Source organism: Halobacillus sp. AWM4_238, from assembly GCF_056158265.1.
In genome coordinates this window covers 1,714,855-1,737,162 of record NZ_JBSWSY010000002.1, presented here as the reverse complement: position 1 = coordinate 1,737,162, position 22,308 = coordinate 1,714,855, and the positions used below count along the sequence as shown (strand labels likewise).

Annotated in this window: 20 protein-coding genes; 17 read left to right on the top strand and 3 right to left on the bottom strand. The window is 43.3% G+C overall.

The annotated features are described in order from the left end of the window. Window positions 1-720 precede the first annotated feature (720 nt). The 8 genes from ACXACN_RS09020 to yajC all read left to right on the top strand — a co-directional run bounded on the left by ACXACN_RS09020 (window position 721) and on the right by yajC (window position 6,593). Complete coding sequence (locus ACXACN_RS09020) at window positions 721-1,473, top strand: YebC/PmpR family DNA-binding transcriptional regulator (protein ID WP_474963895.1); 753 nt, start codon at window positions 721-723, stop codon at window positions 1,471-1,473. A gap of 80 nt (window positions 1,474-1,553) precedes the next feature. Next, complete coding sequence (locus ACXACN_RS09015; protein WP_474963893.1) at window positions 1,554-2,123, top strand: BofC C-terminal domain-containing protein; 570 nt, start codon at window positions 1,554-1,556, stop codon at window positions 2,121-2,123. 139 nt (window positions 2,124-2,262) lie between these two features. Beyond that, entirely contained in the window at window positions 2,263-2,880 is a 618-nt protein-coding gene (gene ruvA / locus ACXACN_RS09010) for a Holliday junction branch migration protein RuvA (protein WP_474963892.1), read from the top strand. Window positions 2,881-2,898: 18 nt separating this feature from the next. Beyond that, window positions 2,899-3,900: a Holliday junction branch migration DNA helicase RuvB gene (gene ruvB, locus ACXACN_RS09005; RefSeq protein ID WP_474966834.1), complete on the top strand. Its 1,002-nt coding sequence runs from the start codon at window positions 2,899-2,901 to the stop codon at window positions 3,898-3,900. Next, window positions 3,897-4,094, top strand: coding sequence for a DUF2905 domain-containing protein (locus tag ACXACN_RS09000; RefSeq protein ID WP_474963891.1), 198 nt, complete (start codon window positions 3,897-3,899; stop codon window positions 4,092-4,094). The genes ruvB and ACXACN_RS09000 overlap by 4 nt, the downstream gene beginning before the upstream one ends. Before the next feature lie 29 nt (window positions 4,095-4,123). Beyond that, window positions 4,124-5,149 (top strand): tRNA preQ1(34) S-adenosylmethionine ribosyltransferase-isomerase QueA, encoded by a 1,026-nt coding sequence (gene queA, locus ACXACN_RS08995; RefSeq protein WP_474963889.1) that lies wholly within the window; start codon window positions 4,124-4,126, stop codon window positions 5,147-5,149. 31 nt (window positions 5,150-5,180) lie between these two features. Continuing rightward, window positions 5,181-6,320 (top strand): tRNA guanosine(34) transglycosylase Tgt, encoded by a 1,140-nt coding sequence (tgt, locus tag ACXACN_RS08990; protein WP_160915598.1) that lies wholly within the window; start codon window positions 5,181-5,183, stop codon window positions 6,318-6,320. A gap of 15 nt (window positions 6,321-6,335) precedes the next feature. Continuing rightward, window positions 6,336-6,593 carry a preprotein translocase subunit YajC gene (gene yajC, locus ACXACN_RS08985; RefSeq protein ID WP_115822547.1) on the top strand — a complete coding sequence of 86 codons (258 nt, stop codon included), beginning with the start codon at window positions 6,336-6,338 and terminating at the stop codon, window positions 6,591-6,593. A gap of 48 nt (window positions 6,594-6,641) precedes the next feature. Here the strand turns inward: yajC and ACXACN_RS08980 are convergent, their stop codons facing one another. After that, complete coding sequence (locus tag ACXACN_RS08980; protein ID WP_474963888.1) at window positions 6,642-7,025, bottom strand: TIGR04086 family membrane protein; 384 nt, start codon at window positions 7,023-7,025, stop codon at window positions 6,642-6,644. A 125-nt stretch (window positions 7,026-7,150) separates the two neighbouring features. Here ACXACN_RS08980 and ACXACN_RS08975 point away from each other — a divergent pair, with 125 nt between their 5' ends. Both ACXACN_RS08975 and ACXACN_RS08970 read left to right on the top strand, forming a co-directional pair. Continuing rightward, entirely contained in the window at window positions 7,151-8,437 is a 1,287-nt protein-coding gene (locus ACXACN_RS08975) for an ArsB/NhaD family transporter (protein ID WP_474963886.1), read from the top strand. A 62-nt stretch (window positions 8,438-8,499) separates the two neighbouring features. Then, entirely contained in the window at window positions 8,500-9,150 is a 651-nt protein-coding gene (locus ACXACN_RS08970; RefSeq protein WP_474963885.1) for a DUF421 domain-containing protein, read from the top strand. Between the two features lie 637 nt (window positions 9,151-9,787). Here the strand turns inward: ACXACN_RS08970 and spoVB are convergent. Next, window positions 9,788-11,344 carry a stage V sporulation protein B gene (spoVB, locus tag ACXACN_RS08965; RefSeq protein ID WP_474963884.1) on the bottom strand — a complete coding sequence of 519 codons (1,557 nt, stop codon included), beginning with the start codon at window positions 11,342-11,344 and terminating at the stop codon, window positions 9,788-9,790. Window positions 11,345-11,457: 113 nt separating this feature from the next. Here spoVB and ACXACN_RS08960 point away from each other — a divergent pair, with 113 nt between their 5' ends. The 7 genes from ACXACN_RS08960 to dtd all read left to right on the top strand — a co-directional run bounded on the left by ACXACN_RS08960 (window position 11,458) and on the right by dtd (window position 20,357). Beyond that, entirely contained in the window at window positions 11,458-11,754 is a 297-nt protein-coding gene (locus ACXACN_RS08960; RefSeq protein ID WP_474963883.1) for a post-transcriptional regulator, read from the top strand. Between the two features lie 171 nt (window positions 11,755-11,925). Beyond that, entirely contained in the window at window positions 11,926-14,205 is a 2,280-nt protein-coding gene (gene secDF, locus ACXACN_RS08955) for a protein translocase subunit SecDF (RefSeq protein ID WP_474963881.1), read from the top strand. 125 nt (window positions 14,206-14,330) lie between these two features. After that, window positions 14,331-14,660 (top strand): LapA family protein, encoded by a 330-nt coding sequence (locus ACXACN_RS08950; protein ID WP_474963880.1) that lies wholly within the window; start codon window positions 14,331-14,333, stop codon window positions 14,658-14,660. Window positions 14,661-14,716: 56 nt separating this feature from the next. Beyond that, on the top strand, window positions 14,717-17,044 hold the full coding sequence (gene recJ, locus ACXACN_RS08945) for a single-stranded-DNA-specific exonuclease RecJ (RefSeq protein ID WP_474963878.1): 2,328 nt from the start codon (window positions 14,717-14,719) through the stop codon (window positions 17,042-17,044). Then, the gene (locus ACXACN_RS08940) at window positions 17,034-17,546 is read left to right on the top strand and encodes an adenine phosphoribosyltransferase (protein ID WP_146812750.1); all 513 of its coding nucleotides are present in this window, start codon (window positions 17,034-17,036) and stop codon (window positions 17,544-17,546) included. The genes recJ and ACXACN_RS08940 overlap by 11 nt, the downstream gene beginning before the upstream one ends. Window positions 17,547-17,684: 138 nt before the next feature. Beyond that, on the top strand, window positions 17,685-19,889 hold the full coding sequence (locus ACXACN_RS08935) for a RelA/SpoT family protein (RefSeq protein ID WP_474963877.1): 2,205 nt from the start codon (window positions 17,685-17,687) through the stop codon (window positions 19,887-19,889). Between the two features lie 21 nt (window positions 19,890-19,910). Further along, window positions 19,911-20,357 carry a D-aminoacyl-tRNA deacylase gene (dtd, locus tag ACXACN_RS08930; protein ID WP_474963875.1) on the top strand — a complete coding sequence of 149 codons (447 nt, stop codon included), beginning with the start codon at window positions 19,911-19,913 and terminating at the stop codon, window positions 20,355-20,357. A gap of 325 nt (window positions 20,358-20,682) precedes the next feature. On the opposite strand, the gene ACXACN_RS08925 is transcribed toward dtd, so the two are convergent. Beyond that, entirely contained in the window at window positions 20,683-22,191 is a 1,509-nt protein-coding gene (locus ACXACN_RS08925) for an SH3 domain-containing protein (protein WP_474963874.1), read from the bottom strand. Window positions 22,192-22,308: the final 117 nt, after the last annotated feature.

The window sequence follows — 22,308 nt, the reverse complement described above, 5'->3', positions numbered from 1 at the left end:
TAGAAGATTCTCGAAATCACTTCTGAAAAAATTAGCTTGTATGCTTGAGGAAAGTAGACAATATAAACCTCTCCAAAGCAGTTATTCAGAAGAGTAAAAGCTTGAGATAGAGCTCCTAATGCAAGCGTGGAGGGAAGAGTGGGAGGGGTGTCATTCACTACATTGACTTTGCATGCATACTACGCTCTATACCACAGTTTCGTTTTCACATTGACAATTATGGAGGTTGATATCCTCCTCTTTCCTTGTATGTAAAACTGCTTTTTCTGCAAGTAGTTTCAACACACTCTTTTGGCCAAGGGGCGGAGGGAAACGGTGAGACTACTGTCTTGATCAGCGGAGTAGGGACTGGACTGAGCTGACGGAGATAAAGGAAACATGAAGAACGAAATGATTCGATGTTGACTTATCGTGAAGAAGCGGAGGTCTCACTAGCCGCTAGGTGCCGGAACCGGATATTGAAAAAGGGACGATGGAGCTAGATGATCCTTTTCCCGCAGCCCTAATAATACACAAACATCTCGAAACTGAGTCTTCCAATATCGGGAGCTTTTTTTATGCCTCTCATGAGATTAATCAGAGACGATGGTGGAAGTAAAGGTGTTGCTTTAAAGAAGAATGGGGATTGTGATATATTTAAGAGTAGAGTCATAAGCGTAAGTATACTTACGAAAAAATAAAAAGATCGATAAAGATTTGTTTGGGAGAGGAGAATGTCCAATGGCTGGCCATTCAAAATGGAGTAATATCAAGCATCGAAAAGGTGCTCAAGATGCGAAACGCGGAAAACTCTTCATGAAGCTTGCTCGTGAGATTTTCATGGCAGCAAAACAAGGAGGCGGGGACCAGGAAACCAATTCTGCCCTTCGTTTAGCTGTAGATAAAGCAAGATCAAACAACATGCCAAAAGATAACATCGACCGCGCCATTAAAAAAGCGACTGGTGATCTTGAAGGCGTCAATTATGAAGAATATACGTATGAGGGCTATGGTCCTGGTGGGGTAGCGGTCATGGTTAAGGTTTTAACGGACAATAAAAACCGTACGGCTGCTGATGTCAGACACGCCTTCAACAAAAACGATGGCAATCTAGGTGAAAATGGCTGTGTCTCCTTCATGTTCAACCGCTCAGGCTATCTCGTGATCGACCGGGATACAACAGAGGCAGATGAAGAAGAACTCATGCTTGAAGTTATTGAAGCCGGCGCAGAGGAAATGGAAACAACGGAAGAACAATTTGAGATTTATACAGAACCCGAATCCTTTTCCGATGTAAAACAGGCGCTTGAGTCCAGTGGCTATGAGTTTACTACAAGCGAAGTAACGATGATTCCTGAAACTTATACAGAACTCGGCGAAGAAGGCGTAGAAAAAATGTTGAAGCTGATTGATATGCTCGAGGATAATGATGACGTTCAGGAAGTCTATCACAACCTGGATGCCGATGAAGCGATTCTAGAAAAATTGTCGTGAACCCCTGTCGCTATGATAATAACTTCTGTTTCTGGACACACTAGAAACAGAAGTTATTTTTAATTAGGGGGGATCCTATCATGAAACGATGGGCCTTGATTGTAGGGTTAGCCATAGGGGTTGCCGTATTGAGTTGGTCAATGATCGGTGAGACGGCACCGAAAACCTATAAAGATAACACACCGCAAAGGACGATACAGGGAAAAGAAAAGCATGTAGAAGCAGTGGAGACTTTGGTGAAACCTGCACCTTTGAATCTCACGGTCATTCTGAAGGAGCATTATATAGATGGTGTGACGGAAACGACAAAGAAAGAAGAAACCATTTGGTCTATGATGGATTTTTGGGCTGCGTATGAAGGATGGACGGTAGAGGAACAACAGCTGGATCGAGTGGTTTTTCAAAGGGATGTTGAAGATATTTCTCCTTTGACAAAGCAGACAGGGTATTTTGGTTTGACTGAGGATGGGGAGTTAGCCGTTTTTCAAGGGCTTCCTGATCAAGGGAAAGTCATAGAATCCTTCAAGCCCGTACCCATTAAACCATTGGAAACGAAAAGAGAGAATGAGTTGAAAAATGGGATCAAGATCAAGGACCATCGTCACTTTGAGCAAGTCGTTCGTCAATTCTCTAAACAAGACGAAGTATAGAGACGTGAAACAGCCACAACTTTTGTGGCTGTTTTGTTCCGTTTCAAGGGGAAAGCAACGGCTATTGGTCATGGGCGAACATGTGCTTGTATGTTACAATAGGAAGGATAGCAATAAAGGGTAGAGAGGGAATTTTACAATGATTAGTTATGTAAAAGGGCAATTGACGACACTCGATGAAGGGTCGATAACAATAGAAACAAGTGGCATTGGATATGAAGTGTTATGCGCAAATCCATATCAATTTCAAGATGCAATGAACAAAGAAGTGAAAGTACATACGTACCACTATATAAGAGAAGATATTCAGTCGCTTTACGGTTTTAAGAAAAAAGAAGATAAACAATTGTTTGCTCAATTACTGAACGTTTCCGGTATTGGACCAAAAGGTGCGCTTGCTATCCTTGGAACCGTCAGTGTACCAGAATTTGTGTCGGCGATTGAGCAAGAAGACGATAAATACTTAACGAAATTCCCAGGCGTCGGCAAAAAGACGGCTCGCCAGATGATCCTTGACTTGAAAGGGAAATTAATTGTCTGGCTTCCTGATGAAGAAAATGAGGACACCCTTTTCTATCAGGAAGATTTGACTGCGAAAGAGAAAAGAGCGGTATTAGACGATGCAATCGAAGCTTTAAAAGCTTTAGGTTATACAGAAAAAGAAGTGAAGTTTGTCCGGACACAACTTGAAAAAGCCAAACATGGCAGCGTGGACGATTATGTAAGACAAGGACTTCAACTACTAATGAAATCTTAAGGTGAGGAGGGATGAATGTTGGAAGATCGAATGATATCTGGGGAACAGCAGGATACGGATCAGGAGATTGAGCTTAGTTTACGTCCAGAAACCTTAAAGCAGTATATCGGACAGGATCAAGTGAAAAATAATCTAAGTATCTTCATTGAAGCAGCAAAAATGCGGGATGAACCGCTTGATCACGCGTTGTTGTATGGACCTCCAGGGTTAGGTAAAACAACGCTAGCTTCAATCATTGCTAATGAGATGGGCGTCCAGTTTCGAACAACGGCTGGCCCAGCAATCGAGAGGGCCGGGGACTTAGCGGCGATCTTATCCTCCCTGGAACCCGGAGATGTCCTTTTTATTGACGAGATCCACCGCCTTCCACGGTCTGTAGAGGAAGTTCTCTATCCTGCCATGGAGGATTTCTGTCTCGATATTGTTGTAGGTACAGGTCCTAGTGCCCGGTCTGTCAGGCTTGATCTCCCGCCATTCACATTGGTCGGTGCCACTACACGTGCAGGTTTGCTTTCTGCGCCTCTCAGGGACCGTTTCGGAGTGCACAGCCGCTTGGAGTATTATGATACAAAGGCGCTTTGTTCGATTGTAGAACGGACAGCAGAAATCTTTTCGGTTGAAATTGATGGGGCAGCGGCCGTTGAAGTTGCCCGTCGTTCCAGAGGAACACCGAGAATTGCGAACCGACTGTTGAAACGTGTCCGTGACATTGCCCAGGTGAAAGGCGAAACCGTCATCAGTAAAGAAACGACTCAGGAAGCCCTGGAAATGCTCCAAGTCGATGCAGAGGGTCTGGATTTTATCGACCATAAGTTATTAAAAGGGATCATGGACAGCTTCCAGGGAGGACCTGTAGGCTTGGATACGATAGCCGCTACAATAGGGGAGGAGCCTCAGACCATCGAAGATGTGTATGAGCCTTTCTTATTGCAAATCGGCTATATCCAACGGACGCCAAGAGGCCGTGTGGTTACACCTAAAGCCTACGCACACTTCAACAGGGAGGTGCCTGGCTCTTGACGGGCTTTGGTAAAATCTTTATTGTAATAGGGATTGTGTTCATATTGGTCGGTATACTATGGAGTATATTTGGAAAATTACCTGGTGATCTCAGCTTTAAAAAAGGGAACGTCACGTTTTATTTTCCCATTATGACTTCCATTATTGTGAGCATCGTCCTTTCGCTGGTTTTCTATTTCATTAGAAAGTTTTGATACATTACACATTAGAATAGGGGATTCACATGGATATTAAGCAATACGACTTTGATTTACCTGAGGAGCTGATTGCTCAAGTGCCGTTAGAAGATCGGACAGCTTCCCGGCTTATGGTTTGTGATCGTACAGAACAAACCCTCGAACATCGGCATTTTTCTCAGATCACCGAGTACCTGAAAAAAGGGGACTGCCTTGTATTAAACGACACGAAGGTTTTACCTGCTCGACTATATGGTTCAAAAGAGGGTACCGGTGGCAAAGTAGAGGTCCTTCTTCTTCATCAAACAGAAGGCGATGAATGGGAGGTACTCGTGAAACCTGCGAAAAAAGTGAAAGTCGGCACGAAGATCGTTTTCGGAGAAGGAAAGCTTGTTGCCGAATGCACGGAATTGCAGGAGCACGGAGGGCGCAAGGTTACATTCAGTTATGAAGGAATTTTCCTTGAAGTATTGGAATCTCTAGGGGAGATGCCTTTACCTCCATATATCAAAGAGCAATTGTCAGATAGAGACCGCTATCAGACCGTCTATGCGAAAGAAGAGGGGTCAGCAGCTGCTCCAACTGCCGGATTGCACTTCACAGAAGATCTGTTAAAGGAGTTGCAGGCCAAAGGGGTAGAACTCGCCTATTTGACACTACACGTGGGTCTTGGAACTTTCCGTCCTGTCAGTGTTGATCAAATCGAAGAGCATGATATGCATGCAGAGTTTTATCAGCTGAGCGCGGACACTGCGAATCAGTTGAATGCTGTCAAAGAAAGAGGCGGAAGAATTATATCTGTTGGAACGACTTCCACCAGAACCCTCGAGACGATCATCCGTGATTATGGAACCTTCCAAGAGGCGAGTGGTTGGACGGATATTTTCATTTATCCTCCTCAGAAGTTGAAAGCGATCGATGGGTTAATTACAAACTTCCATTTGCCGAAGTCCACATTAATTATGCTGGTCAGTGCTTTTGCTGGGCGCGATTTTATTTTGGAAGCCTATCAACAGGCAGTAGAAGAAAGGTATCGTTTCTTTAGTTTTGGAGATGCGATGTTCATTAAATGATCGTAGAGATCAAGAGTGAGAAAGGGTAGAAATCATGGCAATCACATATGAATTGATTAAAACATGTAAGCAGACAGGAGCACGTTTAGGTAAGGTCCACACGCCGCACGGATCATTCGAAACACCGATGTTCATGCCTGTCGGAACATTAGCAACCGTTAAAACAATGAGCCCTGAAGAGTTAGAGCGGATGGGGGCACAAATCATCTTGTCCAATACGTATCACTTGTGGCTCCGTCCTGGAGAAGACATCATTGAAGAAGCCGGTGGTCTTCACAAGTTTATGAACTGGAACGGATCCATTTTAACGGACTCCGGCGGCTTCCAAGTCTTCAGTTTAAGCGACCTTAGAAAAATTGAAGAAGAAGGGGTTCATTTCCGTAACCATATTAGTGGGGAAAAGCTTTTCTTATCTCCAGAAAAAGCGATGCACATTCAAAACTCCCTTGGTCCGGATATTATGATGGCCTTTGATGAGTGTCCACCATATCCAGCTGAGCATAAATACATGAAAGATTCTGTGGAGCGTACGAGCCGCTGGGCTGAGCGATGCTTGGAAGCACACAAGCGTCCTCATGATCAGGGGTTATTCGGGATCATCCAGGGTGGAGAGTATGAAGATTTACGCCGTCAAAGTGCCCGCGACCTGACATCCATGGATTTTCCGGGGTATGCAATCGGGGGTCTGTCTGTTGGTGAACCAAAGGACGTCATGAATCGTGTCCTTGAATTCACTACTCCACTTATGCCGGACCAAAAGCCCCGTTATCTGATGGGTGTCGGTTCACCGGATTCACTCATTGATGGCAGCATCCGTGGAATTGATATGTTTGACTGTGTGCTCCCAACACGAATCGCTAGAAACGGAACCCTTATGACTTCAGAGGGAAGACTTGTTGTGAGGAATGCGAAATACGCGCGTGATTTCCGTCCGATCGATGAGAATTGTGATTGCCACACATGCAGAAATTACAGCCGTGCTTATATCCGTCATTTAGTCAAAGCGAATGAAACATTCGGTTTCAGACTTACGACTTATCATAATCTTTATTTTCTGTTAAACTTAATGAGGCAAGTGCGTGAAGCCATTAGAGAAGATCGACTCGGTGACTTTAGAGAAGAATTCTTTGAAATGTATGGTTTCAACAAACCAAACGCAAAGAACTTTTAGAAAGGGGGAAAATAAATGGATACATTAGTAGGCTTACTACCAATTATTCTAATGTTTGTCATTTTCTATTTCCTATTGATTCGACCGCAGCAAAAGAAACAGAAACAAGTGCAACAAATGCAGTCGGACCTCCAAAAAGGCGATAGAGTTATAACAATCGGAGGACTACACGGAACGATTCATGCGATTGATGAAGGTACTCTTGTGATTTCTGTACAAGATGGTACTCAAATGAAATTCGATCGTTCATCCGTACGTGAAAAATTGAGCTAATCAAATGCAATCCCGCTACATGTCTTTGTAGCGGGATTTTACGTACCCTCACCTTTTCGCGGTTTTTCGCGGCAGGTTGACACCAATCATGCCTCCTAGCCAGGCGGCGAGCACCAACCCTCCGAAATAGCTTAATTGCGGCAGGGAAACCCACGAGTTTTCAAAAATGACTTGGAACAGGATCATCGCACTAACGAAAATCAGCCCCGTCATTCCTCCAGAAAGCCATCCCTTCTGCTCTCCCTTGTAAGCAGCCAGCATGCCACCAAAGGCAAGTATACTAATGCCGGCAACTAGAGCCAATTGATTAAGTGTCTCATATTCCATCCCAGTAAACCTTAGTAAAAGTGCTAAAACACCAGCAAACACGATCATGAGAATAAATATAGAGCCGACTCCGTACCCCAGGACTCCTGACAATAACTTTTTCATCCCATCCCCCCTTGATATGCTTGTCACTTTTATCTATATGCATGAAAACTCTATAGATAGAAGCAGATATTTTCCTCTGGACTTGAATAAGTATTAGTAAAGTCCGTCCAAGAAGGGGAAGATCTATGTCAACTGTACTCGCAATACTCATTTTCGTAGCTAGCTATGTACTGATTATGACGGAAAAGTTAAATCGTGCACTGGTAGCTGTAGCAGGTGGCGTACTTCTATTAATGACAAAAATTTATGAGTGGGAACAAGCTTTTGGTTTTATAGACTGGGAAACCGTTGCCCTCCTATTTTCTATGATGGTGTTAGTCTCCATTACTAAAAAGACAGGGATTTTTACATTTTTGGCTATTTGGTTAGCTCAGCTTGTAAAAGGGAGACCCGTTCCACTTTTACTTGTAACAGCGCTCTTTACTGCAGTGGGGTCTGCTTTTTTAGATAATGTCACCACGGTCCTTTTGTTTGTACCCGTTCTTTTATCCCTTGTCGATCGCTTAAAGCTTCCAGCCTTTCCGTATTTAATTATGACGATTTTCAGTTCGAATATTGGGGGTACCGCAACGCTCATCGGCGACCCTCCAAACATCATGATTGGACAGGCGGTAGACCATTTCAGTTTTGTTTCCTTCCTCTATCACCTAGGACCTGTAGTTTTAATTATTTTTGTTTTAGTAACGATGGGAGTCATTTTACTCTTCCGAAAAAGACTGACGTATAATCCCGAATTAGCGGATAAATTAATGAAATTAGATGCAAAAGAGCACTTGAAAATGTCTCCCTTGCTTTTCCAATCCATTTCCGTCATGCTCCTTACGATCATCGGTTTTATGATGCACCCCTTCATTCATATGGATATTACGACGATTGCTGTCAGTGGAGCTCTTTTATTACTGTTTTTATCAGAAAAAGAGCTTGATGTTGAACACGTATTTCAGGAAGTAGAATGGGTTACATTGTTTTTCTTCATGGGTTTGTTCATGCTTGTAGGAGGATTAGAGACAGTAGGAGTGATTGATGAATTAGCAAGAGGTATGGTGTGGATCTCAGGTGGGGATATGCCGGTCACTTCGATGGTGATGCTCTGGAGTGCAGGAATTCTTTCAGGTGTGGTGGATAATATTCCATTCGTAGCTGCGATGATCCCGGTCGTGCAGGAGCTGCAAGGGTATGGAATGATGAATGTCGATCCCGTTTGGTGGTCGTTAGCTCTTGGGGCATGTCTTGGAGGAAATGGAACGCTCGTTGGGGCATCTGCAAATGTGGTTGTTGCTGGATTAGCGGCCAGTCATAATAAACCGATTCCCTTTATTAAATTTTCATTGTATGGCTTTCCGGTTCTAATCCTTTCCTTAATCGTATCTTCCATATATGTTTGGTTCCGCTATCTGCTGCCATTTCTTTAATAAAACAGAAAAAATAGGTGATGTTAACTAAAGGGAAACCTTTAGGAAAGGTTGTGCTCCGAGTGCTTGTACTCAGTGTAATCATTCGCACACTCATCACCTATTTACTCATTCTTTTAGTTTTCCGCTTTATGGGAAAAAGAGAAATTGGTGAGCTTAGTGTCATGGATTTGGTTGTATTTATCATGCTCGCTGAAATTGCTGTTTTTCTTATCGAAAGTCCAGAGAAGGCCATTTGGAAAGCGATTGTCCCCATGGCCGTACTCCTTGCGATTCAAATAGGTAGTGCGTGGTTTTCAATGAAAAATCAGCGATTCCGTAACTGGTTTGACGGCAAGCCATCGATCATTATTAAGCATGGAAAAGTTGATGAAAAAGAGATGAGACGTCAACGTTATAATTTCAATGATTTATTATTACAATTACGAGAACATGGTCTTCATCAAGTCGGAGATGTCGCTTATGCGATTCTTGAGCCATCGGGTAAACTCTCGGTTTTTGAAAGAAAAGATGACGGCAGCTCTGATTATGCTGTTGTGTTAATTGCTGATGGAGAAGTGCAATACAGTGGTCTGCAAACGATTCGGAAAAATAAACAATGGCTCGTAAACGAAGTCCGCAAGCAAGGGTTCCATTCCTTCCAAGATATCTCTATATGCACAATCAACGACCAGGGTGAAGTCCAAATCGACCAAAACAACGAATTCAATTAACTCATTTCTTCAAGAAATAAGGTTATTCATCTATTTGGCAGGAGTGTTGATGACTCGATATCGAGACTTTCCGGAATTCGTTTGCTATGGGGGGCGTCAGGGGTGGCTGGGAAGCTACTCGCTTTCCTGTGGGGGAGTGGCGAGCTTCCTCGGGCTACCGCCCTGCGGGATCTCGCCGATCTCCTTTCTCCCACGGGAGTCTCGCAGCTTCCCAACCACCCCTTTCATAGTAAGGAGAAACGAACCCCTCTACCAGGAAGGAGCACTTTCCACCATCACTACCTACTGTAAGAAAGCGCTCTATAACAAGCGGTTATGAGCTCTATTTATATGATGGAGGTTTTGTGTTATTGCTCCTAATACGTATAAAGCTTCTAATTTTGGAAGTAGTTTAGAAATACGTATATGGCAAAGGGCGGAGGGGAATGGCGAGACTCCTGCGGGAAAAAAGTGCAGGGTGAGACCCCACAGGACGCAGTCCGAGGAGGCTCACCGCGCTCCCGCGGAAAGCGAGCTATTCCCCGCAGCCCCATCCACTCAACAAAAGTCTCGAAACTGAGTCTTCCGCTAAAGGGAGCTTTAGTTATGGATTTATGGGATTTTAAAAAGGGGACAAAAAATAACCGCTTATGCGCGGTTATTTTTTGTGGAACAGGCGATTCCAGGGGATCATCTTCAGTTCTTCCATGCGGATTAATCGAAAAACGAAGAGTAATACCATGTACAAAACTGTAAGGCCGATCCCCATCGTCAACAATTGCGAAAGAGGTTTACTCTCAAGAAGCCAGTTGTGTTTCCATTGAAACCCTACGATTCCGATGATTCCAATGACAAGTCCAAATCTTAAAAACATCTGTAAAGGGAAAGAGATGACTTTGTATTTCATGAGTACACTTAAATGGAGCAGGGTCACAACAACGACACCGACTACAATCGCAAGGGCGACTCCATGAATACCAAATTCCGGACGTGAGCTTAAACCGACAAGGACAATAAACTTTACAATCGCTCCGATCAACGTGTTCCACATGGCTGGCTTAGCAAGGTCCAGAGCTTGCAAGGTTGCTTGGAGAGGTGTCTGGATATAATGAAGAAGGAAGAATGGTGCCATAAACTGAAGCATGAAGGAAGCCTGGCTCGTCCCATAAACAGTCATAAGAATGACAGCTGGAAAGATCATGAACACAATGGTGATCAGTCCCCCAGAAGCAATGGATAATCGAATGGACTGCATGATCCGGTAAGCGATGGTTTCGTTTTTTCCTTGGGCTGCAGCTTCACTGATTGAAGGCACGAGAGCAACAGAAAGAGCGTGAGTCAAAAAGGTCGGTAAAAATAACAATGGAAGTACATATCCTGTGAGTTCCCCGTATTGTTTCGTCGTTTCGATCGCTGTAAATCCGGCGATAGCCAAACTTTGTGCGACGAGGATAGGTTCAAAGAAATACGTTAAGGAACCAATAAAGCGGCTTCCCGTTGTAGGAAGAGCAATGGTCATCAATTCGTTGAGTGTCTTTTTCCCTTCAGCAATGTGCTTCTTCCAAGATTTCCGCAGCCGGAAGCTTTTGTGGACATTGAATTGTCTCAACATGTACATCAATGAGACGAGTTCACCGATTACAGCAGACACCATGGCCCCGGCAGCTGCAAATTCCACCCCGTAAGGATAAAGCATTTTTGTTAGAATCACGACTGAACCAATGCGTATAATCTGTTCAATGACTTGAGAGATCGCCTGGGGTTTCATGTTTTGCCTACCCTGAAAATACCCTCGAATGACAGAAGATATAGCGATGATAGGGATGATCGGTGTAACGGCTAGCAATGGATAGAGGGCTCTTGAATCTGTAAGAAAATAAGTGGCTACAACGGGTGCTAACAGAAAAAGTCCGATCGTAAACAAGATGCTTAATGATCCTGTAATAGCAAGAGAAACTAATAAGATCCGCTTGATTTTACTTTCGTTACCTGTTGCCTCTGCTTCTGAAACTCTCTTTGAAATGGCTACGGGGAGCCCGAACTGGGTGATGGTAATGGCTAAAATCAATGTAGGTAAAGCCATCATATAGAGTCCTACACCTTCAGCTCCCATCACGCGGGCAACGACAATCCTGTTAATGAAACCCAGCAATCGGGTGATGAGTCCAGCAGCAACCAGAATCAGTGCACCATGCAGAAAAGATTGTTTTGACATATGATTGATCCGCCTTCTCAAAGAAATGAAATTCCGCTACAATAAAGTATATGCGTATGGATGGACAAGGCATGACACCCGATTACGAAAACCTTAGAGTGAGGAGCAGTCGAATGGATCAGAAAAAACCGGTCACAAGTTGGAGAAAAGAATTACAGATCGTTTTGCAAAGCAAAGTAGAAGAGTTTCAATTATTAGGGTATAAACGCGCGACCGAAGAAGATGTGTGGGACTGTTTAATAAAAAAGGTGTGGAATGGTGAACCTGAAAAAAGACTGCATCAAATGGTCCAGGATATCCTTCATTTGCAGACACATACATATACGGGATACTTGACCACAGAGGCTTATCAAAATGATGATTTGCTTGCCTCCATTGAAGCTCTGGAGGAAACTTCTGAATACGAGTAATAACGCGGTGGTCTATTTCAACCGGATAGCATAAAGTTCTTCCTATTGTTGCGAAAGTTTGAAAAAGTAGTAGAATAGGTACGGGGATTATCAAATATTGTCTAATAGCAATTATACATAGAGCCGATGGATCATCGCATGTGTTCGTACATAAAGGAGGAACAGGACAGTATGGTGAAACGAGGGCGGATCGTCGCCTTTTTTATCGTGGTTTTATTGCTTGCTACTACGATAGGGACGACCTTAACAGGAGTTACAAAGGATATTAAATTAGGATTAGATTTGCAGGGTGGCTTTGAAATCTTATACGATGTCGAGCCGTTGGATGAGGACCAGGAAGTAAATGAACAGGTTCTCGAAGCTACGGCACGTTCATTGACCGAACGTGTGGATACACTGGGAATCAGTGAAACGAACATCACCATTGAAGACGGGGGAAGGATTCGTGTCCAGCTTGCTGGTGTAGAAGATCAACAAACAGCAAGAGAACTTCTATCCACAACCGCTGAACTTTCTTTCCGGGGTACAGATGGAAAGTTGTACATGGATGGTTCTGATCTGGTTGAAGGAAGTGCTCAACAGTCCTATCACCCAGATACAAATGAACCGATCGTTACCCTGAAGGTCAAGAGTGCTTCAAAGTTTTATGATGTATCAGAACAAATATACAATACGCCGAACGATCCGAATACACCATATCCGGATAATCTTTTAGTTATATGGTTGGATTATAATGAAGAGACTTCCTTTGCTGAAGAGTGGGGGAAGGAAGATCCGGGATACATTTCCGCACCAGGGTTTTCTGATGGCCCAGTGCGTAGTAATTCAGTAATGATCAGTGGAGATTTCACACAGGAATCTGCTAAACAATTGGCAGATATTCTGAATGCAGGCTCACTTCCGGTCAATCTTGAAGAGACCTATTCAACATCTGTAGGGGCCCAATTCGGTGAGCAGGCGATGAACAAAACGATTCTAGCAGGCTTTATCGGCATTGCAGCCATCTTCTTGTTCATGATTGCGTATTATCGTTTCCCGGGAGTTATTGCAACTCTTACACTTAGTGTGTACATTTACTTGATTCTTGTAGTCTTTGAGTTGATGAATGGCGTATTAACTCTGCCTGGAATTGCTGCCTTAATTCTCGGAGTCGGTATGGCCGTGGATGCAAACATCATTACGTATGAACGAATCAAGGAAGAATTAAAATCAGGTAAATCGCTTCTTTCTGCATATAAGGCGGGTAACAAACGTTCCTTAGCGACCATTCTTGATGCGAACATAACCACTTTGATTGCAGCGACAGTTCTATTTATTTTCGGGACAAGCTCTGTTAAAGGGTTTGCGACGATGTTGATTGTCAGCATACTCGTTAGTTTCATAACCGCTGTTTATGGTACGCGATTGTTCATGAGTTTATGGGTGAAAAGCCGTTATTTGAATAAGCGACCGAAATGGTTTGGGGTGAAACCAGAGGATATTCATGATATTGCTGAAGGAGAAGAAGTGGAAGCAACCTTTATGAAACGGAAGTTTGACTTTGTAGGGCTGCGGAAACGATTCTTTACGTTATCCATCGTCCTTGTAATAGCGGGAATTCTGGCGCTTGCTTTCTTCCGCTTAAACTTGGGCATCGATTTTACAAGTGGTTCTAGAGTATCCATCCTGTCTGATGGAAACATTTCATCCGAACAAGTGGAACAAACGATGCAGGAAGAATTTGACGTCAATCCGAAACAGGTCATCATTTCCGGTGACAATAGTGAGATTGCCGTTGCTCGTTTTGATAATGAACTGAGCAAAGATAAAATCGGCGAAATTCAAAGCTATTATGAAGAAGAGTTCGGTAATACACCGAATGTCAGCACTGTATCACCGATCGTCGGTCAAGAGCTTGCTAAAAACGCAGCCCTTGCTGTTTTATATGCATCGATCGGAATCATTATCTACGTGACCATTCGTTTTGAAATCTTCTTTGCTTTGACAGCCATTATCGCCTTGTTGCATGATGCATTTTTCATCGTTGCGTTCTTCAGTATAACAAGGTTGGAGTTTGACATTACGATCATTGCAGCCATTCTTACCATTGTCGGTTATTCAGTGAACGACACAATTGTCACGTTCGACCGAATCCGAGAGAACTTGAGGATGAAGAAAAAGGTGAAATCCTTTAAAGAGCTTGCTAAAGTGGTAAATGAGAGTTTGATGCAGACGCTCGCCCGTAGTTTCAACACGGTCCTTACCGTAATTTTTGCTGCAGCGATGTTGTTATTCTTCGGAGCATCATCCATTACAAACTTCTCATTCGCACTAGTCATCGGACTATTAGCAGGAACGTATTCTTCTCTGTTCATTGCGTCTCAGCTATGGCTCATTTGGCGTGGCCGCAAGATTAGTGAGAACCCGATCAATTATGTGAAAAAGAAGAGAACAGAAGGCCCTCAAGTGTAAAATCGAATCGGGCATTTACTGAAGACCATCCTTAGTAAGGATGGTCTTCTTTTGGTTATACAGATCTGTTTCGGGGTATATCAATAGTATAAGTAAACCTTTATCTATAAAGGAGTGTTACAATTATGAAAGGGCAAAGCTATCTAATATTGGCTTTCATTTTTGCCTTAGTGATTTCAATTTTTGCTGTCATCAATGTCGATCCTGTCCAAGTCAATTACTTGTTCGGATCGGGTGAAGCTCCACTGATTCTTGTTATTCTTATATCTGTGTTATTAGGTGGTTTAGCTACAGCATCCGTAGGAGCCGTGCGGTATTTTAAATTGAAAAGAGAAATAAGCCGACTGAGAGCAGAGAGACCGTCTTCACCATCTGAATCAGAGAAGGACGGGGATCTTTCTCTTGAGGAAAAGGAGACTTCTGAACAGGAAAGCACGTCATCGAAAGTCACATAATTGCGTTTGCTACCCCTGGTCCGCTCTTGTATAATAGATGGGTCAGGGGTGAACTTATGATACAAAGCAAGATGAAATGGAAATTTACATATAGAAACCCGGAAGAAAGCTCGGCCGTCTTTCCAGGCGTTACTCCGCTAACTCAGCAGCTCTTAGAAAAAAGAGGGATTCAAGGTGCAGAGGAGGCAGAGCGCTTTCTAAAGCCTTCGATTAACCAGCTTCATGATCCTATGCTAATGGAGGGAATGGACCGTGCTGTGGCTCGTGTGCAAGAAGCCATCGATTCCAGTCAGTCTATTCTGGTATTTGGTGACTACGATGCAGACGGAGTGACGTCTACATCCGTCATGGTGGAAGCACTCAGGAAAGCCGGGGCGGATTGTGACTTTTATATTCCAAACCGCTTCACGGAAGGATATGGACCGAATAAAGAGGCCTTTCAGTTTGCTTTCGATTCCGGTTATGCATTGATCATCACAGTAGATACAGGAATAGCGGCTATGGAAGAAGCAACATTTGCGAGGGAGCTTGGCATCGATTTGATCATCACGGATCACCACGAGGTCCAGGAAGTGCTTCCGGATGCTTATGCGATTATCCATCCGAAGACATCGGCTGACTATCCATTCCAGGAATTAGCAGGTGTCGGAGTGGCTTTCAAGTTTGCTCATGCTTTACTTGGCAGGTTTCCGAAAGAGTTTCTCGACCTCGTCGTCATTGGTACAATCGCCGACCTTGTTCCATTAAAAGGGGAAAACAGGGTGCTCGCTTCGATTGGTCTACAGGCGATTTCCCACTCGACCCGTCCGGGCATTCAGGCGTTAAGGAAAATATGTAGCATTGAGGGAGATATGAATGAGGAGACAATCGGTTTTACGATTGGCCCACGTCTCAATGCTGTAGGGCGTTTACAAGATGCTACGCCAGCGGTTGATTTATTGCTTTCAGAGGACATGGAAGAAGCAGAACAAATCGCCACCTTCATTAACCAGTTGAACCAGGAAAGGCAGAAAATCGTAGCATCGATCGCGAAGGAAGCCGAAGAAATGGTTACCATTGAAAATGGGGAAGCTGAGAACGTGATCGTGGTTGCTAAAGAGGGGTGGAATCCTGGTGTTCTTGGAATTGTCGCATCTAAACTTGTTCGTCAATTTGATCGACCGGCAATCGTACTGGCCATTGATGAAGAAAAAGGGGAAGCCAAAGGTTCTGCGCGAAGTATCGATGCATTCGATTTATTCGGGAATTGTATGGAAATACGGCACCGCTTTTTACACTTTGGTGGACATGCCCAAGCAGCCGGAATGACACTTGATATTGATCAAATTGATGACTTGCGGAGCGATTTAATTTCTTTAGCTGAGGAGAAACTATCGGATGATGACTATCAGCAGGTTCTTGATATTGAAAACACCGTTGATTTAGAAGACATATCATTGAAACAAATTGAGGAAGTCAACCAGCTCCGTCCTTTTGGAATGGGAAATCCGAAACCTCTTTTTCATATCAAGCATACCCCGAAAGAAGTTCGGTTGATTGGCAGTAAAAAAAATCACTTGAAGTTCCAATTCCAGAGCCAACAATCCCGTGTCGATGGGATCGCATTCGGGATGGGAGATCTCTATCAACAAATATCTCCACAAGCGCCCTTGGATGTAGTCGGGGAACTGGGAATTAATGAATGGAACGGACGGAAAAATTTGCAAGTGATGATTAGAGACATTCGAGTGAGTGAATGGCAGTTGTTCGATCACAGAGGCTCTAAGCATATTGAGAAGAAATTGATTATCCCACCGAACGAAACCTATGCAGCTGTAAGCTTTCGAGGGCAAGAACAAGCCCCATGTGATGTTCCTGTCATCCAGGCAGAGGCAGTGGATCATGGAGATTCGTTTGATGGTCTTCTGCTCATTGATTTACCTAAACAGATGTCGGATCTGACCGACCTTTTATCTAAGCTGGAAGCTCGAAAAGTATTTGCCTGTTATCACATTCAGGAGAGTACATTTCTAAAAACATGGCCTTCAAGGGACCACTTCAAATGGTTTTATGGTATGCTATTGAAGCGTGGTCAGTTCAACCTTTATGAAGAAGCGGATCTACTTGCCAACCGTAAAGGGTGGGACAAGTCCATGGTGGAATTTATTTCTGAGGTGTTTTTTGAACTCGACTTTGTTAAAATAAAAGACGGGATTATTACAGCGGAATCCGAACCTTCACAAAAAGATTTGCGAGAATCTTCGCTTTATCTTCAACGGGAGGAACAACTGCAAATTGAACGTACCTTGTATTATTCCACATATAAAGAATTGAAGAGTTGGTTTGACCAATATATGAACCAGCGTTTTAAGCAAGTCAAGGAGGAAGTAATGAATGGATTATAAAGAGCATATTGCAATCGTTGAAGATTGGCCGAAAGAAGGTGTCCAATTTAAGGATATCACTCCATTAATGGACAATGGTCCGGCATTCAAAGCAGCGGTTGATGAAATTGTAGAGTACGCAAAAGATAAAGAAATTGATATCGTAGTGGGACCGGAAGCACGCGGCTTCATCGTCGGGTGCCCAGTCTCTTATGCATTGGAAATCGGTTTTGCACCAGTCCGTAAAGAAGGGAAGCTTCCACGAGAGACGATCAAAGTGGATTATGGCCTGGAATATGGAAAAGATGTATTGACGATTCATAAAGACGCAATCAAGCCTGGTCAACGCGTGTTGATTGTCGATGACCTTCTTGCTACTGGAGGCACAATTGAAGCTACGATTGATCTTGTCGAGCAGTTGGGCGGAGAAGTAGCTGGGTGTGCGTTTTTGATTGAACTCACATACTTAGATGGTCGCAGCAAATTAGACGGACATGACGTTCTTACTTTAATGCAATATTAATGGAAAGAGTGCCCTTATTAGGGGCGCTCTTTGTTTTACAATTGATGATCGGGCTTTTTCCTTTACAAGAAGAGTCCTTTTTTTGATAATGTTAATCAAATATACTTTTGAAAGTTCTAAAGAAACTAGGGTGATTGAATGGCGAAAGATACAGTTCTAACTGCGGAAGAAGTCATAGAACAAGCGAGTCAGTATTTGAATGAGTCAGATCTGGCGTTTATTCGTCGTGCGTATGAATTTGCTGAAAGTTCCCATAGCAACCAGTTCCGAAAGTCAGGGGAGCCTTACATCATCCATCCCATTCAAGTCGCAGGTATTCTTGTGAACTTAGAGATGGACCCTGAAACGATTGCTGGAGGTTTTCTTCATGATGTGGTTGAAGACACGGATGTGTCTTTAAAAGAAATTGAAGATGCTTTTAATGAAGAAGTTTCTATGCTGGTGGATGGTGTAACCAAATTAGGTAAAATCAAATATAAATCGAAAGAAGCTCAGCAAGCGGAAAACCACAGAAAAATGTTTGTGGCTATGGCCAAAGACATGCGTGTCATTTTAATCAAACTTGCAGACAGGCTTCATAACATGCGCACCTTGAAGCACCTTCCAGCGGAAAAACAGCGCCGGATTTCCAATGAAACGCTGGAGATTTTTGCACCTCTTGCTCATCGCTTGGGGATATCCACGATCAAATGGGAGCTTGAAGATACGGCTCTTCGGTATTTGAATCCTCAGCAGTACTACAGGATTGTTCATTTGATGAAGCAGAAGAGGAATGAACGCGAGCATTATATCGAGGAAGTCATAGATGAAATTCGTGGTCAACTAAAGGAAGTCAACATCGATGCGGATTTATTTGGACGTCCGAAACATCTCTACAGTATCTACAGGAAAATGGTTCTTCAAAATAAACAGTTCAATGAAATTTATGACTTGTTAGCCGTTAGAATTACAGTTAACAGTATCAAAGATTGTTATGCCGTACTCGGAATCATTCACACGTGTTGGAAACCGATGCCGGGTCGCTTTAAAGATTATATAGCTATGCCGAAGCCCAATTTATATCAATCTCTGCATACCACAGTGATCGGACCAAAGGGCGACCCTCTTGAGGTCCAGATCCGTACGCACGAAATGCACGAAATTGCGGAGTATGGAATCGCTGCTCATTGGGCGTATAAAGAAGGTAAGCAGACATCAGCAGAACAATCGTTTGAAGAGAAACTTACATGGTTCCGTGAGATACTAGAATGGCAGAGTGAAACACATGACGCTGAGGAATTCATGGAATCTCTAAAAGTGGATTTGTTTTCAGACATGGTCTATGTCTTCACACCAAAAGGAGACGTTATTGAGCTTCCATCTGGTTCCGTACCCGTAGATTTCGCTTATCGAATTCATACGGAGGTTGGAAATCAAACGATAGGGGCAAAAGTGAATGGCAAAATGGAGCCTCTGGATTATGAATTGAAAACCGGAGACATTGTCGATATCATGACGTCCAAGCATGCCTATGGACCTTCCAAAGATTGGATTAAACTTGCTCAGACATCCCAGGCGAAAAATAAAATCAAGCAATTTTTCAAGAAACAGCAAAAAGATGAGAACATCTCTAAAGGGAAAGAACTCGTCGAGCGCGAAATTCGCAATTTTGGTATTCAACCCAAAGATGTATACACGACAGATAATTTGAAACGTGTGTCGGAAAAGTTCAACTTCGCAAACGAAGAAGACATGTTTGCCGCTGTTGGTTACCAGGGAATTACAGCCGCTCAGATTGCAACTCGATTAACCGAGAAGATCAGAAAGCAGAAGCAACAAGAACAAGATCTAGAGCAGACGCTTGCTGATGTTAATACAACCGAAATTAAAACACCGACCAAAACAGGTAAAAAGGATTCAGGTGTCCGTGTGGAAGGGGTGGACAATCTCCTTGTCCGTCTATCCAAATGCTGTAACCCAGTACCTGGAGATGAAATTGTCGGTTATATTACAAAAGGACGAGGGGTATCCGTCCACAGAACCGACTGCCCGAATGTCCATACAGAAGAAGCACAGACAAGACTGTTGCCTGTAAAATGGGAAACTTCAGTCACAGATTCCAAGCAGTATCATGTGGATCTTGAAATCTGGGGCTACGATCGACGTGGTTTGCTTAACGAAGTACTACAAGCAGTGAATGAAACAAAGACCAATATAACCGCAGTCTCAGGAAAGTCAGACCGAAATAAAATGGCAACTATTCATATTACCATTTTAATACAAAATACAAGCCATTTACGTAAGATTGTCGAGCGGATTAAACAAATTCAGGAAGTGTACACGGTTCGTCGTGTTATGCAATAGAAGTATAAAGGGGAATCTACGATGAAAGCAGTGGTTCAAAGAGCTGTAAATGCCTCTGTCACCGTTGAAGAAAAAACCGTAGGTACCATAGGTCAGGGCCTTGTCGTTTTATTAGGTGTGACACATGAGGATACAGAAGAAGATGCACGTTATTTAGCTAAAAAGATTCCATACTTGCGTATTTTCGAAGATGAAGATGGAAAAATGAATCATTCCGTGGTTGATCTAGGCGGCCAGTTGCTGTCTATATCTCAATTCACTCTATACGGAGATTGCCGTAAGGGACGCCGCCCGAACTTCATGGAAGCAGCAAAGCCTGATCAAGCTGAAGAGTTGTATGAGTCATTTAATCAAATGGTTGAGCATGAAGGGGTTAAAGTGGAAACAGGACAGTTTGGGGCCATGATGGACGTCCAACTTACCAATTCAGGACCTGTCACATTAATCATCGACAGTAAAGAACGATAAAAAAAGCTGTACTCATTTGAGTACAGCTTTTTTTGTTCTAGTTTAAAAGTTATTCAACTACCTGGCAGAATTCTAACATCTTCCACTCTTTGTAGGTAAAGCAGCTTATCTCAGAAGTAGTTTCGAGATCCTCTTTTGGTCAAGGGGCGGAGGGAAACGGTGAGACTCCTATGGGACGTGTGGGACAGGTGAGACCCCGGAATGCATTGCCTGAGGAGGCTCACCGCCCGCCCCATGGAAAGCGAACTGTTTCCCGGAGCCCTAACGCACACAACCATCTCGAAACTGAGTTATTCACAATCCGTAGCTATTAAGGGTTTACTGGTTAGTTGAAGTAATTGATTAAGCCTTCTGTAATTCCTTGACTAGCTTTTGTCTGATATGAACGGGTTTTGACGGTTTGTTCTTCTCTAGCGTCTGATAAAAAGCCAAGTTCTAATAGAACAGCCGGCTTATTATTTTCCCTGATCACATGGAAGTTGCCTTTCTTCGTACCACGATCCCGCAGTCCTGTATGGGCAACAATTGAGGATTGCAGAGAATCTGCAAGCGCTTTGTCTTTAGAAGAGTAATAATAACTATTAAGTCCTCTAGCTACAATATTTAAAGGCGCTGCATTGTAATGCAAACTAATAAAAGCATCCGCATTGGAACGGTTCGAATGGTACGTGCGGATGGAAAGGGAGATGTACTGATCATTGGATCTTGTCATCAGCACTTTGGCTCCTTTACTCTCCAACTGACTTTTAAGAAGAAAAGCCGTGTCTAGCGTTAGTGTCTTTTCATAACTTCCGCCTCTTCCTACGGCACCAGGGTCGCGCCCTCCGTGCCCGGCGTCAACCATGATGGTTTTTCCTTTAAGTGAATTTGAAGGAGCAGGAGATGTAGCGGCACTTTCTCCATTCACCTCTTTGACAATCCATCCAGCCACATAGGCTGTTTTACTGTCATAAGAGATCTTATACCATTGTCCCTCTTTGCTTAAAACTTCGAATCGATCCCCTTTGTGTCCGCGGCCGATGATCTTGTAATTGGTTGATGGTCCTGATCTTAAATTCGTTCCGTTGTAATTCAAAGATACATAGGTGTTTTTCGTAGTAGGGGTATTCGTTTGTTCTTGATTGGTTTCGTTTACAAGCCAACCGGCTACCCAACCCGTCTTTCCGCTGCTGTACTTGATTTGATACCAGCGGTCTTTCTTCGCTATGTATTCATATGTTTCACCTTTACGAATTCTTGTAAGAATGCGGCCTCTCGTAGAGTTTTCGCTTCTTACATTTAAAACGGCTGTACCTACTTCTACCATACCTTTGACGGTAGATGGTTGATGATCATCTTTTTTCTCTTCTTCTGGTGGTGATGGAGTTCCTTGTTTCTCCTTCGTTAGGTAGTCTCCATGAACCCACCCCGTTGTATTGCCTTTTTGTACAAACACCCATTTTCCTTGGCGTTTTTGTGGAGTTACAGCGTCTCCTTTCATTAAATAACCTTCAATCTTTCCATCCAAGTTCGGAGCGGATCGTATCCTGAGATAGTCATACTTGGAATATTGACGGCTACTAGCGGTTTGCTCTGCTTTTACGTTTGTCAGCCATTTAGCGACCCACCCATCTGTCCCGCTTCGCTTAATCTTTAGCCATTTGTCTCTCTCTTCTAAGATCGTGTACGTTTCTCCTGTATGCACTTTGCCAATACGGTCGTAATTCAATCCAGGTCCTGTCCTTACATTCAAGTGATCGACCTGGATCACCGCTTTGTCTGCATACACGGGAGGAGTCTCATAAAAGGTGAGGACTCCTAAAATAAAAATGAAGAATATTATTCCTTTTTTCAAAAAATATTCCACCTCCTCAATAGTCTCCTTTTCATTATTCGACAAAATCATTAGATTTCCTTCTCCATCGTAAAAAGATTGAAGTGATAAATTTATTGTCATAAACTTGACACAGGG

Excerpts from the sequence above, each read along its gene's own strand:
- ACXACN_RS09020 (WP_474963895.1), top strand. The coding sequence starts at position 721 with ATGGCTGGCCATTCAAAATGGAGTAATATCAAGCATCGAAAAGGTGCT.
- ACXACN_RS09015 (WP_474963893.1), top strand. The coding sequence starts at position 1,554 with ATGAAACGATGGGCCTTGATTGTAGGGTTAGCCATAGGGGTTGCCGTA.
- ruvA (WP_474963892.1), top strand. The coding sequence starts at position 2,263 with ATGATTAGTTATGTAAAAGGGCAATTGACGACACTCGATGAAGGGTCG.
- queA (WP_474963889.1), top strand. The coding sequence starts at position 4,124 with ATGGATATTAAGCAATACGACTTTGATTTACCTGAGGAGCTGATTGCT.
- yajC (WP_115822547.1), top strand. The coding sequence starts at position 6,336 with ATGGATACATTAGTAGGCTTACTACCAATTATTCTAATGTTTGTCATT.
- ACXACN_RS08980 (WP_474963888.1), bottom strand. The coding sequence starts at position 7,025 with ATGAAAAAGTTATTGTCAGGAGTCCTGGGGTACGGAGTCGGCTCTATA.
- ACXACN_RS08975 (WP_474963886.1), top strand. The coding sequence starts at position 7,151 with ATGTCAACTGTACTCGCAATACTCATTTTCGTAGCTAGCTATGTACTG.
- spoVB (WP_474963884.1), bottom strand. The coding sequence starts at position 11,344 with ATGTCAAAACAATCTTTTCTGCATGGTGCACTGATTCTGGTTGCTGCT.
- ACXACN_RS08960 (WP_474963883.1), top strand. The coding sequence starts at position 11,458 with ATGGATCAGAAAAAACCGGTCACAAGTTGGAGAAAAGAATTACAGATC.
- secDF (WP_474963881.1), top strand. The coding sequence starts at position 11,926 with ATGGTGAAACGAGGGCGGATCGTCGCCTTTTTTATCGTGGTTTTATTG.
- ACXACN_RS08950 (WP_474963880.1), top strand. The coding sequence starts at position 14,331 with ATGAAAGGGCAAAGCTATCTAATATTGGCTTTCATTTTTGCCTTAGTG.
- recJ (WP_474963878.1), top strand. The coding sequence starts at position 14,717 with ATGATACAAAGCAAGATGAAATGGAAATTTACATATAGAAACCCGGAA.
- ACXACN_RS08940 (WP_146812750.1), top strand. The coding sequence starts at position 17,034 with ATGGATTATAAAGAGCATATTGCAATCGTTGAAGATTGGCCGAAAGAA.
- ACXACN_RS08935 (WP_474963877.1), top strand. The coding sequence starts at position 17,685 with ATGGCGAAAGATACAGTTCTAACTGCGGAAGAAGTCATAGAACAAGCG.
- dtd (WP_474963875.1), top strand. The coding sequence starts at position 19,911 with ATGAAAGCAGTGGTTCAAAGAGCTGTAAATGCCTCTGTCACCGTTGAA.